Consider the following 12,517-nt stretch of genomic DNA (forward strand, 5'->3'; position numbering starts at 1 on the left):
ATCAGGCGCGGGTCACAACAACGCGAACACCAGCGCCAGGATCGACAGCAGCGACACCAGCCACACCAGGCTACGCAGGTAGGGCACGCCGGCCGCGTACAGGGGCAGATAGACCACACGCGCCCAGAAGTAGGCCTGCGCAGCCAGCGCCGTGGTGCCGTTGCCGCGACCGGACACGACTACTGCAATGGCGGCAGCGGCGAAGAACGGGAAGGTTTCCAGGAAGTTGGCCTGGGCCCGCTGCAGGCGGCCGGCCAGCGGGCTGAGCGGCTTTGCATCGCCATCGCGTGCCGAGGCATTCCACTTCATCCCGCGCTCGCGGGTGACCACGGTGGAGGTGGCGAAGATGTACACGAAGCCGAGCACGATCGACCAGGCCAGCATTGCCAGTTCAGTTGCCATCGCTCATCTCCTCAGGGTGCCGACGCACGCAGGCTGTAACCGGCCAGGCGCCACACCTGGTCTTCGTCGAAACGGAACGAGACCAGCTCGCGCACCGGCTGCGCGCTGTTGGCGAAACGGGTCGGGAAGCTGACGTTGATGTAAAGCCCTTCCGGCACCGCAGCACCGGCGCTGTACTTGACCCGGGTGATGGTGGGCTGGCCACGCCCGGCCAACGCACCCAGGCGCGCACGCTCGGTGGTCAGCTGGCTGACGAAGGCGGCCTTCGGCACCGCACGACGGGCGACGGCCGAAGCGCCATCCCACAGTTCGCCGGCGCGGTTGGCATCGACCAGCTGCGCCGCCTTCAACGCAGCCGCGCCCATTTCGGCATCCTGCTTCTGCACCTGGGTCTGCTGCGCGGCGGTCAATGCCGGAGCGCCGGCGGTGGCCGGTTTCGCAGCCGCCGGCGATGCCGGGGCCGGGCGCGCGGGTGCCGGTGCCGGCGTGGCCGGCGCAGGTGCCTGCGCCAACGCAGTCAGGGGCAGCAGGGACAGCAGCAGGAGCGCGCGCTTCATGGACACCGCCGGTTCTCGAGGAAAGGACCGCAGTCTACGCCAGCGCGGTGAGCGGTTCGTCAGCGCGCGTGGGCGTTGCCTTCCACCGCCGCCGCATCGGCCTGCGCCGCAGACTTGCCTGCATCGTCGGCTGCCTGCTCGGCCATCGGCGGTTCCGGCGGTGCCGGGGGCAGCGTCGCCACATCGATCTCCGACAGCGGGCTTTCGTCCGGGCACACCGCGTCGGGAAAGCCGAAGCGCTGTTTCAACGCCTGGCCGCAGCTGTTGATCGACTCCATGTCGGCGCCTTCGCGCTTGCATTGCTGGTCGAAGGCGACCAGGAACGCGTCCTTGCGCTGCACGAAATCATCGCCGCAGGCACGCATCTGCTTGATCCGTTCCAGATCATCCTGCACCGCATTGGTCCCATCCAGGCCGTACTGGCGCAGCTCGTCCGGAGTCAGCAGGCGCAGGCTGCGGTTGGGCACGGTCATCATCAGATCGGCCACGCCCACCGCCACGCCATTGCGCTGCAGATAGTCCTTCACGTTGTCGTAGACCTCGTGCAGCTCGCGGTTGAGTTCCGCGCGCGAGGTGGCCTTGGAGCTGATCCGCATCATGCGGTGGATGCCGACCTTGCCCGACAGCAGGCGGTTGTCACCGGCGGCCAGCACGAACACGCAGGCGCTGTGGCAGATCGAGCCTTCGCGCACCCAGATGGTCCAGCCGGATTCACCGATGCTGTCACCGGCAACGATCGCCGATTCCACCTGGCCGCCGCTGGAATCCAGATCGAGGATGCGCTTGTGGATCTTCTGCTGGTCGGCGACCACCGCCAACCGCCACATCATCTCGGCGAAGCCCGGATTGATCTTGCCGGCGTAACGCACGCGCATCAGGCCGCGCTCGGCGCACGGCGCCAGCGCCTGAGTGATCTGCTCGCGCTGCAGGCCTTCCAGCTCGACACCGTCGCCGGCATCGCCAGCATATTCCGTGCTGCAGCTGACCCAGGCACGGCCATTCTCAAGCTGCGCCTGCGGCCACGGCCGATCCGCCTGGCTGCGCGGCGGCGCTGGCGGTGGCGGTGCATCGGCCGCATTGATCGACACCATGTTCTCGCCATCGCTGGCCGGTGCCCGCGCCGCCTTGTCGGCAGCAGTCACATTGCCCGGATTTTCCAGCTGGCTGCAGCCCGCCAGGGCCAGGCACAACAGGGGCAACCAGCGGCGTTTGGCGGACATCGGGCAACCAGTCTTCACGTGAGCAGGAGCCACAGTCTACCCGTCCGGGGCACCCGTTCAGCGCGTGGCACTGAACCCCTTCTGACCCTCTGGCTCCAACCTTTTCATTACAGCGTCTTGCACCACTCCATCCACGCATGGCGTGGATCTACCGTGTCGACCAAGGTCGACACCCAGAGCGGGATGCCGTTCCGGCAGGCCGCGGGAAACTGTCGAAGGCGGGGTGGTCCGGTGGCAGGGGCGTGAGCGCCATGGATGGCGCGACCGAGCTACAGGGACGTACTTGCAGCGCCCCCTGCCACCGGCCCCACCCCGCCCTCCCGCAGGAAGCCTGCTGTTGCTGTTGCCTCTGCGGGTGCAGGGCGCAGCCCTGCCCAAGCCTCTTCAGCATCCATGTCCGAATGTGGCGAGTATCTCCAGCCGCACACGCCTAGACTGGCGCCATGGATACCGCCCTCGCCCTCGACACCGCCGCCTGCGACCGTGCCCGCCTGGCCCGCGACGCGCGCTTCGACGGCGTGTTCTTCACCGCCGTGCGCAGTACCGGCATCTACTGCCGCCCGGTGTGCCCGGCACCGCCACCGAAGCCGCGCAACATCACCTACTACCCCACCGCCGCTGCGGCCGCAGCTGCCGGCTACCGCCCATGCCTGCGCTGCCGTCCTGAACTGGCACCGCAGGCCCAGCAGGCATTGGCCGGGCAGACCGTGCAGCGCGCACTCGCCCTGATCCATGGCGGCTTCCTTCAGGAGCAGCCCGTCGCGGACCTCGCGCAGAAGATCGGCCTGAGCGCGCGCCAGCTGCAGCGCCTGTTCGTTGAACACCTGGGCGCGACGCCGGCGCAGATCCACGCCACCCATCGCCTGCTGCTGGCCAAGCAACTGCTGACCGAGACCACGCTGCCGGTGACCGACGTTGCGCTGGCCGCCGGCTACAACAGCCTGCGCCGCTTCAACACCGCCTTCCTGCAGGGTTGCGGCATGGCACCGACGGCGCTGCGTCGCCAGCACCAGCCGCTGGCCGCCGATGACGGCGGCCTGGTGCTGCGCCTGGTGTATCGCCCGCCGCTGGACTTCCCGCGCATGCTGGCCTTCCTGCGCAAACGCAGCCTGCCTGGCATCGAACTGATCGGCGAAGACAGCTACCAGCGTGTGCTGGGCACGCCCGAACGCCCCACCCTGCTGCGGGTCACCGCCGACCCGAAGCGCCCGGAGTTGCGCCTGCAGCTGGGCGCGGTCGATCCGCGTCTGATTCCGGACATCGTGCGCCGCGTGCGCCGCGTATTCGATCTGGACGCGGACCTGCAGCAGGTGCACGCCGCGCTGAGCGAAGAACCCTTGCTGGCGCGCGGTATCGCCGAACGCCCCGGGCTGCGCGTACCCGGCGGCTGGGATGGCTTCGAGGTGGGCGTACGCGCCGTGCTCGGACAGCAGGTCAGCGTGGCCGCAGCCACCACCTTCGCGCGGCGCCTGGTCGACGCCTATGGCGCGCACCTGCCGGGCATGCCATCGGAATTCGATCGCCAGTTCCCGGCGCCCGAGGTGCTGGCCGAAGCGCCCCTGGAATCGATCGGCCTGCCGCGCAGCCGCGCCGCCACCGTGCGTGCGCTGGCGGCCGCCTGCGCCAGCGGCCAGCTCGACTTCGCGCCCGGGCAGGCATTGGAGGAATTCGTTGCGCGCTGCGTCGCGCTGCCCGGCATCGGCCCGTGGACGGCGCAGTACATCGCCCTGCGCGGGCTCGGCCAGCCCGATGCGTTCCCGGCCGGCGATCTTGTACTGCAGCAGGTGCTCGGCCACGCGCAGGGCCAGCGCCTGAGCGAACGTGCAACCGAAGCGCGCTCGCAACCGTGGCGGCCGTGGCGCGCCTACGCGGTGCTGCACCTGTGGCACCTGTCCGGCACGTTCGTTGGAGAACCGACATGACCCTGTTGTTCGACCGTTTCGACAGCCCGATCGGCGTGTTGACCATCGCCGGTGACGAACGTGGCCTGTCACATGTGCTTTTCCCCGAGAACCGCCATCCGGCACGCGGGCGCGATGACTGGCACTACGCACCGGATGCGCTGCCGGAAGCGCGCGAGCAACTGCTGCAGTTCCTGCACGGCGAACGCAGCAGCTTCGACCTTGTGCTGGCACCACGCGGCACGCCGTTCCAGCTGCGTGTGTGGCAGGCGCTGGCGTTGATTCCGTTCGGCCAGACCTGGAGCTACCTGCAGCTGGCGCAGCACCTGGGCCAACCCAGCGCGACCCGTGCGGTCGGTGCAGCCAACGGGCGCAACCCGCTGCCGATCATCCTGCCCTGCCACCGCGTGATCGGCAGCAACGGCGCACTGACCGGTTTCGGCGGCGGCCTGGAAACCAAGGCGGCGCTGCTGCGGCTGGAACAACGCCAGGCCCCGCTGTTCGCCTGAGAGGGCTGGCCGGGCTGCGCCCGGCACCCGCAGAGGCAACCGCAACGGCCGAAGCAACAGCAGCGTTCCGAGGCATGGCGCGGTGGGTCCGGTTGCGAGGGACGCCGTCAACCCGTCCCTGTAAGCTCGGTCGCGCCATCCATGGCGCTCACGCCCCCGCAACCGGACCCACCCCGCATTCGACAGGTTCCGGCGATCTGTCCGAACGTCATTCTGCGCAACTGTTGGTAGGTGTCGACCTTGGTCGACACGGTAGATCCACGCCGTGCGTGAATGGAAGCATCAGGAATACATCTGGAGAAAAGCCCCCTTCTTGTTGAAGGGGGCGCGCCGACAGGCGCGGGGATAAGGAAAAATGCGCGGACACGGCGCGCAATAGTGCGCCGTGTCTTGGGCGCGTCATTACCTCGCACTATCATGCGCGGATGCCTTCCGTACGCCTGACCTGCGCGCTGGCGCTGCTGCTGCCATTGGCCGCCTGCACCACCGCGCCCGCCCCTTCCGCCTCCGTTCCCACACCCGTCGCTGCGGCTGCGCCGCCCAAGCTGCTGCTGATCTCCATCGATGGCCTGCGTGCCGACGCGCTGGACCGCGGCCTGACCCCGAACCTGCAGCGACTGATCGACGGCGGCGTGCGTGCACGCTGGATGACGCCGTCCTATCCGTCGCTGACCTTCCCCAACCACTACACCATCGTCACCGGCCTGCGTCCGGACCACCACGGCATCGTCAACAACAGCATGGACGATGCAACCCTGGGCCGTTTCGAACTGAGCAACCGCGACGCGGTCACCACCAGCGGCTGGTGGGGTGGCGAACCGATCTGGGTCAGTGCCGAGAACGCTGGCGTACGTTCGGCCACCACGGCGTGGCCGGGCAGTGAGTCTGAAATCCGCGGCGTGCGCCCCAGCAAGTGGCGCGTGTACGACGGCAAGCAACCGCTGGAACAGCGGGCCGGCATCGTGCTCGACTGGCTGGCGCAGACCGATGCTGATGCACCGCGCCTCACCACGCTGTACATGGAACACGTGGACAAGGCCGGCCACAACTACGGCCCCGAGTCGAAGCAGTATGCCGACGCCATCGTGCGCGCCGACCAGATCGTCGGCCAGGTGCTCGATGGGCTGCAGCAGCGCGGCCTGGCCGCGACCACCAACGTGATCGTGGTCTCTGACCATGGCATGGCCAGCGTGCCGGTCGGCCAGGTGATCTCCACCGAGTCGATGGCCGACCCGGCCATCGCGCGCAATATCAGCCAGGGCCAGTCGGTGGGTTTTGCGCCGGTCGCCGGCCGCGAAGCGGAAGCCGAACGCGCCCTGCTCGGACGCCACGCGCACTACGAATGCTGGAAGAAGGAGAACCTGCCGGCACGCTGGCACTATGGCACGCATCCGCGGGTTCCGGCCATCGTCTGTGCCATGGATGAAGGCTGGGATGCCCTGCATCAGGAGAAAATCGCCAAACGCGACCATCAGGATCGCGGCTCGCATGGCTACGACAATGCCCTGCCCTCCATGCGTGCCGTGTTCGTGGCCAGCGGCCCGTCATTCCGACAGGGTTTGGTGATCGATGGCTTCGACAATGTCGACGTCTACCCGCTGCTGGCGCACCTGCTGCGGGTGCCGGCCGCGCCGAACGACGGAAATCCGGAAACGTTGAAGAAGACCCTGCGCTGATCCGATTGTAGAGCCGAGCCCACGCTCGGCTGCATTGCGCCGAGCGTGGGCTCGGCTCTACAAGAACGTGCATAAAAAAAACGCGGCGCCAGGCGCCGCGTTTTTCTTTGGACCGGTCGGTCGGCCGGATCAGGCCTTGGCGACGGCCTTCTTCGCCACAGCCTTCTTCGCCGGAGCCTTGGCCACGGTCTTCTTGGCAACCGGGGCGGCGGCGCCTACGGCGACCTTGCTCGCGGTGTGCGAACGGGCGTTGCCGTAGCTGGCGTTGTAGCGCTTGCCCTTGGCGGTCTTGCGGTCACCCTTACCCATGTCTTCAACTCCTCAAGTGTGAAATCTGGTTACCCCGTACTGACACGGGTTCGGCGGGGCCGCCTTGCTGGGCGCCCCCGCGCACGATCGAAAATCCTATCACGGAGCGCCTAGTGCGCGCAGCTGGCGTCGTGCACGTGGCCGTGGTTGAGGCGAAGATTGACCAGGTGGGCCACCCCCACCAGCAGGCCGCCGATGGTCATCACCACCGCATGCGGCACGGCGTTGTGGTGCAGCGGGTCGTACAGCACACCGGCCCACAACGCGACCAGGCCGGGAATCAGGAAGCCCAGCGCGCGCAGCGCGCCGTGGCGGCGGTAGCCCCATACCAGGCTGAACAGCCCGAGCAGGGTCACGAACACCACCAGCGCCTGCTCCACGCCGTCGCCCAGCCAGAACGACAGGCCCAGCGAAGGCGCCGCCGCCAGCAGTACGGGGATCACCGCGCAGTGCACCGCGCACAGCATCGAACCGGTAGCGCCGAAACGGTCGAGCAGATGGCGCAGGCGTGAGGACAGGGACATGACTTCCAGCAGGGTCGGCGAATCGTTATGGAATAATATAACATCCCTTCCCGAACCGCACGGTTTCCCCTCCCCCTCTCCCATCGGCGGGATTCGTGCGCCCTGCGATTGATACATTGTAACAAAGGACCGATCCATGCCTGCCCACACCCCACGGCTCAAGCCGCATTCCCTGGCCCTGGCCCTCGCCGCCCTGCTTCCGACCGTTGCCTTCGCCGCCAGCGAAGACGATTCCCATCGTGACCGCCACCTGACTGAACTGTCGTCGGTGCAGGTCACCGCGTCGCCACTGCAGGGCGATGCCGAATCGCTGGCCCGCCCGGTGGAGGTTCTGGCCGGTGACCGCCTCGACGAGCAGAAGGCCGGCACCCTCGGCGATACCGTGGCCAAGCTGCCCGGCGTACAGAGCACCTTCTTCGGGCCCGGCGTCGGCCGCCCGATCATCCGCGGCCAGGAAGGCCCGCGCGTGGCCGTGCTGTCCAACGGCATGGGCAACATGGATGCATCCACCGTCAGTGCCGACCACGCCACCAGCATCGAGCCGTTCCTGGCCGACCAGATCGAAGTGCTGAAGGGCCCGGCCACGCTGCTGTTCGGCAGCGGCGCCATTGGTGGTGCGGTCAATGTGGTCGACGGCCGCATCGCGCGCGAGCTACCCGAGCGCCCGCTCAGCGGCCGCGCCGAGCTGCGTGGCAATTCGGTGAACAACGAGCGCAGCGGCATGTTCCGCCTCGATGGCGTCAGCGGCAATGTCGTGCTTCATGTGGACGGCCTGGTGCGCAATGGCGACGACTACCGTATCCCTGGCTACGCGGTGATCGACAGCCTGGAAGACCACCATGACGACCACGACCATGACCACGCGGGCGAGGAAGGCGAAGAGCCGCGTCGCGGCCGCCTCGACAACAGCTCGATCCGCACCCGTGCCGGTGGCGTCGGTGCGACCTGGCTGGGCGAAGGCGGCTACTTCGGCGTGTCGGCCAGCACCTACCGCACCAACTACGGCATTCCCAACGGCGCACACGTGCACGCCGATGGCGACGATCACGGCCATGACCACGGCCACGACCATGGCGACGAAGAGGAAGGCGGCGACGAGCATGACGTGCGCATCGACATGGTGCAGAACCGCTTCGAGACCAAGGCCGGCATCTATGACCCGGTCTCGTTCCTGAAGAACATCAACGCACGCGTGGCCTATACCGACTACGAGCACGTGGAGCTGGAGGCCGGCACGCCGTCGACCCGCTTCACCAACCGTGGCATCGAAGCGCGCCTGGAAGCGGTGCAGCAGCAGATCGGTGGCTGGGACGGTGCCTTCGGCCTGCAGTTCGGCAACAGTGATTTCGGTGCCAAGGGCGAAGAGGCGTTCGTTCCGGATACAGGCACGAAGAACATCGGCCTGTTCGTGCTGCAGGAAAAGCAGTTCGGACCGTTCAAGCTGGAACTGGGCGGCCGCCACGACCAGGTCAAGCTGGACCCGACCGGTGATTACCGGCGCCGCACGTTCGGCGCCACCAACCTGTCTGCCGCCGGCATCTGGAAGCTCAACGACGCCGTTGACCTGCGTATCGGCGTGGACAGCTCCGAGCGTGCACCCACCAACGAGGAGCTGTATGCCGCCGGCGCCCACATCGCCACCCGTTCGCTGGAGATCGGCGACGCCAACCTGAAGACCGAGCGCGGCCAGCGCGTGGAACTGGGTATCCACACTCACAGTGAGCGCCTGGACTTCTCCGCGTCGGTCTACCAGACCAGGTTCAAGGACTTCATCTACCTGGCCGACACCGGCGTTACCGAGGGCCTGCCAGTTCGTGCGTGGACCCAGCAGGACGCGGTATTCCGCGGTGCCGAGGCCGAGGCCCTGGTGCACCTGTTCGAGGGCGGCGCCGGTGACTGGGACCTGCGCCTGTTCGGTGACTACGTGAAAGCCAAGCTGGATGGCAGCGGCAGCCGCAACCTCGACATCGCCGTGCCGCACGGCGACCACAACCACAATTACAACGTGGAACTGGCCAACACCGGCTACCTGCCGCGTATTGCCCCGGCCCGCGTCGGCGCCGACCTGCGCTGGTCGAAGGACGGCTGGCGCGCCTCGGTCGGTGCGGTGCGCTACAGCCGCCAGAAGGACGTGGCGCAGAACGAGGAGCCGAGCGATGGCTACACCCTGGTCGACGCCCACCTGGCCTACCGCTGGGACCGCAACGCCAGCAACAGCTACGAGGTGTTCCTGGATGGCAGCAACCTGACCAACCGCGAAGTCCGTCCGCACACCTCGCTGCTGCGCGACTACTCGCCCCTGCCGGGCCGTGGCGTCGCATTCGGCATCCGCGCGTTCTTCTGATCGGCCTGCGCCGTCGGAACATTACCTGAGGGGGCCGAAAGGCCCCCTTTTTTTGTCGTATATGGCATGAACTGGTGAAAGCGGCGCACTACCAATGCGTCACCATCTACTACGCGGCTAGACTCAGCCCGGTATCAATCCAATAGAAAAACTGAGCGGAAACACTTGCACGGCCCTGAGTCTCGATGCCGAACTGAAAGAACGCATCCTTGCAATCGCCAAATGCGGGAGAACCGCTTGGCTGGCCGGTGACATCGCGGAGGCAGAGCATCGCTTCCTTGAAAGCTGGGACATGATTCCAGAGCCCAAGTCATCCTATGACCACGCCCAGAGTTCATCGTATGGAATAGCAGTTTTCTATCGCGATACCGCCCAGTTTGAGAAGGCCAGAGCGTGGGCGATGGTCGCCAGCGACATTTATGGACAAGGAGAAGCCTCAAGCGAGTACATGGACGAGCTCCTTGCAACGATTGAGTTCGAATCGGGAAACCTTGATGCAGCCTACGCGCTGTTCGAACCGCAGCACCGCAAGTACGGCACACGTGCCTTTGAGGGCCATGAGAAGGGGTTCATTGATTTCATCAAGAGCAGGAAGAAGGCCAGATGAGCGGATCAGCCACCGGCTAGCCGCATCCGTTCCGGCGCCAAGCCTTTTCATCCACGCATGGCGTGGATCTACAGCAACTCCAGCGGGGGGCCTTCGGGCCCCGCTTTCGTTCAGATTCTCACCATCACGTATCCGTCACAAAGATGTGCGTACGACAACAAGCGGACAATCCCGTCACTCAATGTCTCGCCAACCGGACACTAATGTCCGAAAATATACCCATGACTGCCCAACGTGCCGATGCTGCTGCCCGCCGTGCCCTCATCCTCGACGCCGCCGATCATGTCTTCGGCCAACATGGCGTCACCGCCCCGCTGGATCTGGTGGTCGAACGCGCCCAGGTGGGCCGCGCCACCCTGTACCGCAACTTCCCCGACCGCACCGCGCTGATCCAGGCGCTGCTGCAGCGCACGGTCGACCGCATCCGGCGCCAGGTCGAACAGCTCGGCGACCGCGACGACGCCCTGTTCGAGGTGTTCGAGGGCATGGCCCAGCGCATCATCGATTCGCCGGCACTGGCCGATTACTGGCGTGCGGTCGATTCGGACGTGCCGTCCATGCGCGCCGCGCGCGAGACCGTGCGCGACCTGCTGGAGGAACCGATCGCGCGCGCCAAGGCCGCCGGGCTGTGCCGTGCCGACCTGGAAAAGACGGATATTTCACTGATCTCGGGCATGCTGGGTGCGGCCCTGCGCGGCAAGACCCGCGACGAGCGCGCCCAGTTGGCCGGGCGCGCCCTGCAGCTGCTGCGTGGGGGTCTCCAGGGAGCTGCCAGCGAGGCCCGTTGATGGTCCAGCCGTATCTGAAGCCGGTTCCGGATTGGGAGGAGCATGAGAAGCCGACCATGCCCGGCTCGGCGTCGATGCCCTGGCACCCGCCGTACCGGCGCGCGGCCTATGCGCTGGTATCCTTGCTGGTGGCGATCACCGGCGGCCTCGGCAATGCGCTGGTTACCGCCAACCTGCCGTTCCTGCAGGGCCAGCTGGCGCTGACCCCGACCCAGGGCAGCTGGCTGGTAGCGGCCTATGCGATGGTGAATGTCACCGCCAACCTGTTGGCCTTCAAGTTCCGCCAGCAATACGGCATCCGCCTGTTCGCCGAAATCGGGCTGGGGCTGTATGCGGCGCTGGCGGTGCTGCACCTGTTCGTCGGCAGCTTCGAGACCACGATGCTGACCCGTGCCGCCAGCGGCTTCGCCGGCGCGGCCTGTTCAACGCTGGGCACGCTGTACATGCTGCAGGCGCTGCCGCGGCGCTTCACCGGCAATCTGCTGGTGGTCGGCGTCGGCCTTTCCCAGCTGGCGGTGCCGATCGCCTGGATCGTCTCCCCGGGCCTGGTCGATACCGGCCAGTGGCACCAACTGTACTCGTTCGAGGCCGGCCTGGCCCTGTGCGCCTTCGCCGCAGTGGTAGTGCTGAAGCTGCCGCCGGGCATCCAGGTGAAGGCGTTCGAGCCACTGGACTTCCTCACGTTCGCGCTGCTCGCCCCGGCCGTCGCCCTGCTGGTGATCGTGCTGGCGCAGGGCTACACGCGCTGGTGGCTCAATACAGCGTGGCTGGGCTGGGCGCTGATCGCTTCGATCGTGCTGTCCACCACCGCCTTGATCATCGAGCACTACCGGCGTAACCCACTGCTGCAGATCCGCTGGCTGTCGACGCTGCCGGTGCTGCATTTCATCGTCGGCGCCTTCCTGATCCGCTTCCTGACCACCGAGCAGTCCTACGGCGTGGTCAACCTGATGCGCACGCTGGGCATGGGACCGGACCAGATGCGGCCGCTGTTCGTGGTGATCCTGGCCGGGGTGATCACCGGAATCGCCGGTGCCTCGCTTACCTTCGGCCCGAAGCGGCTGATCGCCCAGCTGCTGATGGCGATCCTGCTGCTGGGCGCCGCCGCGTTCTTCGACCAGCACCGCACCAGCATGGATCGGCCGCACGACTTCTACGCCAGCCAGTTCCTGGCCTCGGTCGGTGCGGGCATGTTCATGGGGCCCCTGATCATGCTTGGCATCTCTGCTGCGCTGAAACAGGGCGTGGACCACATGATCACCTTCCTGGTGACGCTGTCGATCACGCAGACGCTGGGCGGCCTGGCCGGCTCGGCGGTGCTGGGCACCTTCCAGCTGCATCGCGAGCAACTGTATTCCAGCGCGCTGACCAGCCAGCTCGATCCGGCCGATCCGGTGGTAGCGCAACGCCTGCGTCTCCAGCAGCAGCTGTACAGCGCCCAGATCACCGACCCGGTCCTGCGCAGCGCACAGGGCAGCGCGCAGCTGGCACAGACCACGCGCCGAGAAGCCAACGTGCGTGGCTTCAACGATGTGTTCACCCTGAGCGGCTGGCTGGCGATCGGTTTCCTGTGCTGGTTGCTGCTGCTGTCGCTGCCTACCGCCGTACTGAAGCAATGGCGCAAGCGCCACCCGCCCGTGTCCACCGCGGCCACGCCGGCCGCATCCCGTTGAGTCCCCC

At 67.0% G+C, this 12,517-nt stretch carries 12 protein-coding genes; 7 read left to right on the top strand and 5 right to left on the bottom strand.

What is annotated here, in order from left to right:
* Positions 1 to 12 precede the first annotated feature (12 nt).
* Genes AC5P6A_RS00785 through AC5P6A_RS00795 form a run of 3 tightly spaced genes read right to left on the bottom strand, consistent with a single transcriptional unit; the run spans position 13 to position 2,179 of the window.
* Positions 13 to 402 (bottom strand): MAPEG family protein, encoded by a 390-nt coding sequence (locus AC5P6A_RS00785; RefSeq protein ID WP_021203642.1) that lies wholly within the window; start codon positions 400 to 402, stop codon positions 13 to 15.
* 11 nt (positions 403 to 413) lie between these two features.
* Positions 414 to 959 (bottom strand): DUF4019 domain-containing protein, encoded by a 546-nt coding sequence (locus AC5P6A_RS00790; RefSeq protein WP_180875985.1) that lies wholly within the window; start codon positions 957 to 959, stop codon positions 414 to 416.
* Between the two features lie 59 nt (positions 960 to 1,018).
* On the bottom strand, positions 1,019 to 2,179 hold the full coding sequence (locus AC5P6A_RS00795; RefSeq protein ID WP_111098978.1) for a COG3904 family protein: 1,161 nt from the start codon (positions 2,177 to 2,179) through the stop codon (positions 1,019 to 1,021).
* A 443-nt stretch (positions 2,180 to 2,622) separates the two neighbouring features.
* Between AC5P6A_RS00795 and AC5P6A_RS00800 the strand changes: the two genes are divergently transcribed.
* From AC5P6A_RS00800 to AC5P6A_RS00810, 3 genes are all read left to right on the top strand, one after another.
* Positions 2,623 to 4,101 (top strand): DNA-3-methyladenine glycosylase 2, encoded by a 1,479-nt coding sequence (locus AC5P6A_RS00800; RefSeq protein WP_019659161.1) that lies wholly within the window; start codon positions 2,623 to 2,625, stop codon positions 4,099 to 4,101.
* Positions 4,098 to 4,589, top strand: a complete 492-nt coding sequence (locus AC5P6A_RS00805; protein ID WP_021202265.1) for a methylated-DNA--[protein]-cysteine S-methyltransferase — start codon at positions 4,098 to 4,100, stop codon at positions 4,587 to 4,589. The genes AC5P6A_RS00800 and AC5P6A_RS00805 overlap by 4 nt, the downstream gene beginning before the upstream one ends.
* A 425-nt stretch (positions 4,590 to 5,014) precedes the next feature.
* Positions 5,015 to 6,265: an alkaline phosphatase family protein gene (locus AC5P6A_RS00810; protein ID WP_180875991.1), complete on the top strand. Its 1,251-nt coding sequence runs from the start codon at positions 5,015 to 5,017 to the stop codon at positions 6,263 to 6,265.
* Between the two features lie 129 nt (positions 6,266 to 6,394).
* On the opposite strand, the gene AC5P6A_RS00815 is transcribed toward AC5P6A_RS00810, so the two are convergent.
* Together AC5P6A_RS00815 and AC5P6A_RS00820 are read right to left on the bottom strand one after the other, a co-directional pair.
* Complete coding sequence (locus AC5P6A_RS00815; protein WP_004150462.1) at positions 6,395 to 6,574, bottom strand: 30S ribosomal protein THX; 180 nt, start codon at positions 6,572 to 6,574, stop codon at positions 6,395 to 6,397.
* A gap of 110 nt (positions 6,575 to 6,684) precedes the next feature.
* On the bottom strand, positions 6,685 to 7,098 hold the full coding sequence (locus AC5P6A_RS00820) for a MerC domain-containing protein (RefSeq protein ID WP_021202517.1): 414 nt from the start codon (positions 7,096 to 7,098) through the stop codon (positions 6,685 to 6,687).
* Between the two features lie 136 nt (positions 7,099 to 7,234).
* Between AC5P6A_RS00820 and AC5P6A_RS00825 the strand changes: the two genes are divergently transcribed.
* The 4 genes from AC5P6A_RS00825 (at position 7,235) to AC5P6A_RS00840 (ending at position 12,510) form a co-directional block, all read left to right on the top strand.
* Positions 7,235 to 9,442 carry a TonB-dependent receptor domain-containing protein gene (locus AC5P6A_RS00825; RefSeq protein WP_180875994.1) on the top strand — a complete coding sequence of 736 codons (2,208 nt, stop codon included), beginning with the start codon at positions 7,235 to 7,237 and terminating at the stop codon, positions 9,440 to 9,442.
* Positions 9,443 to 9,734: 292 nt separating this feature from the next.
* A complete protein-coding gene (locus AC5P6A_RS00830; protein ID WP_180875998.1) occupies positions 9,735 to 10,049 on the top strand; it encodes a hypothetical protein in 315 nt (104 codons plus the stop codon).
* A 221-nt stretch (positions 10,050 to 10,270) separates the two neighbouring features.
* A complete protein-coding gene (locus AC5P6A_RS00835; RefSeq protein ID WP_019659167.1) occupies positions 10,271 to 10,837 on the top strand; it encodes a TetR/AcrR family transcriptional regulator in 567 nt (188 codons plus the stop codon).
* Positions 10,837 to 12,510, top strand: a complete 1,674-nt coding sequence (locus AC5P6A_RS00840; protein WP_346714684.1) for an MFS transporter — start codon at positions 10,837 to 10,839, stop codon at positions 12,508 to 12,510. The genes AC5P6A_RS00835 and AC5P6A_RS00840 overlap by 1 nt, the downstream gene beginning before the upstream one ends.
* Positions 12,511 to 12,517: the final 7 nt, after the last annotated feature.

The sequence above is a fragment of the Stenotrophomonas sp. YJH_SMC_20 genome, assembly GCF_059367845.1.

Excerpts from the sequence above, each read along its gene's own strand:
- AC5P6A_RS00820 (WP_021202517.1), bottom strand. The coding sequence starts at position 7,098 with ATGTCCCTGTCCTCACGCCTGCGCCATCTGCTCGACCGTTTCGGCGCT.
- AC5P6A_RS00805 (WP_021202265.1), top strand. The coding sequence starts at position 4,098 with ATGACCCTGTTGTTCGACCGTTTCGACAGCCCGATCGGCGTGTTGACC.
- AC5P6A_RS00800 (WP_019659161.1), top strand. The coding sequence starts at position 2,623 with ATGGATACCGCCCTCGCCCTCGACACCGCCGCCTGCGACCGTGCCCGC.
- AC5P6A_RS00795 (WP_111098978.1), bottom strand. The coding sequence starts at position 2,179 with ATGTCCGCCAAACGCCGCTGGTTGCCCCTGTTGTGCCTGGCCCTGGCG.
- AC5P6A_RS00825 (WP_180875994.1), top strand. The coding sequence starts at position 7,235 with ATGCCTGCCCACACCCCACGGCTCAAGCCGCATTCCCTGGCCCTGGCC.
- AC5P6A_RS00785 (WP_021203642.1), bottom strand. The coding sequence starts at position 402 with ATGGCAACTGAACTGGCAATGCTGGCCTGGTCGATCGTGCTCGGCTTC.
- AC5P6A_RS00790 (WP_180875985.1), bottom strand. The coding sequence starts at position 959 with ATGAAGCGCGCGCTCCTGCTGCTGTCCCTGCTGCCCCTGACTGCGTTG.
- AC5P6A_RS00830 (WP_180875998.1), top strand. The coding sequence starts at position 9,735 with ATGATTCCAGAGCCCAAGTCATCCTATGACCACGCCCAGAGTTCATCG.
- AC5P6A_RS00835 (WP_019659167.1), top strand. The coding sequence starts at position 10,271 with ATGACTGCCCAACGTGCCGATGCTGCTGCCCGCCGTGCCCTCATCCTC.
- AC5P6A_RS00810 (WP_180875991.1), top strand. The coding sequence starts at position 5,015 with ATGCCTTCCGTACGCCTGACCTGCGCGCTGGCGCTGCTGCTGCCATTG.
- AC5P6A_RS00840 (WP_346714684.1), top strand. The coding sequence starts at position 10,837 with ATGGTCCAGCCGTATCTGAAGCCGGTTCCGGATTGGGAGGAGCATGAG.
- AC5P6A_RS00815 (WP_004150462.1), bottom strand. The coding sequence starts at position 6,574 with ATGGGTAAGGGTGACCGCAAGACCGCCAAGGGCAAGCGCTACAACGCC.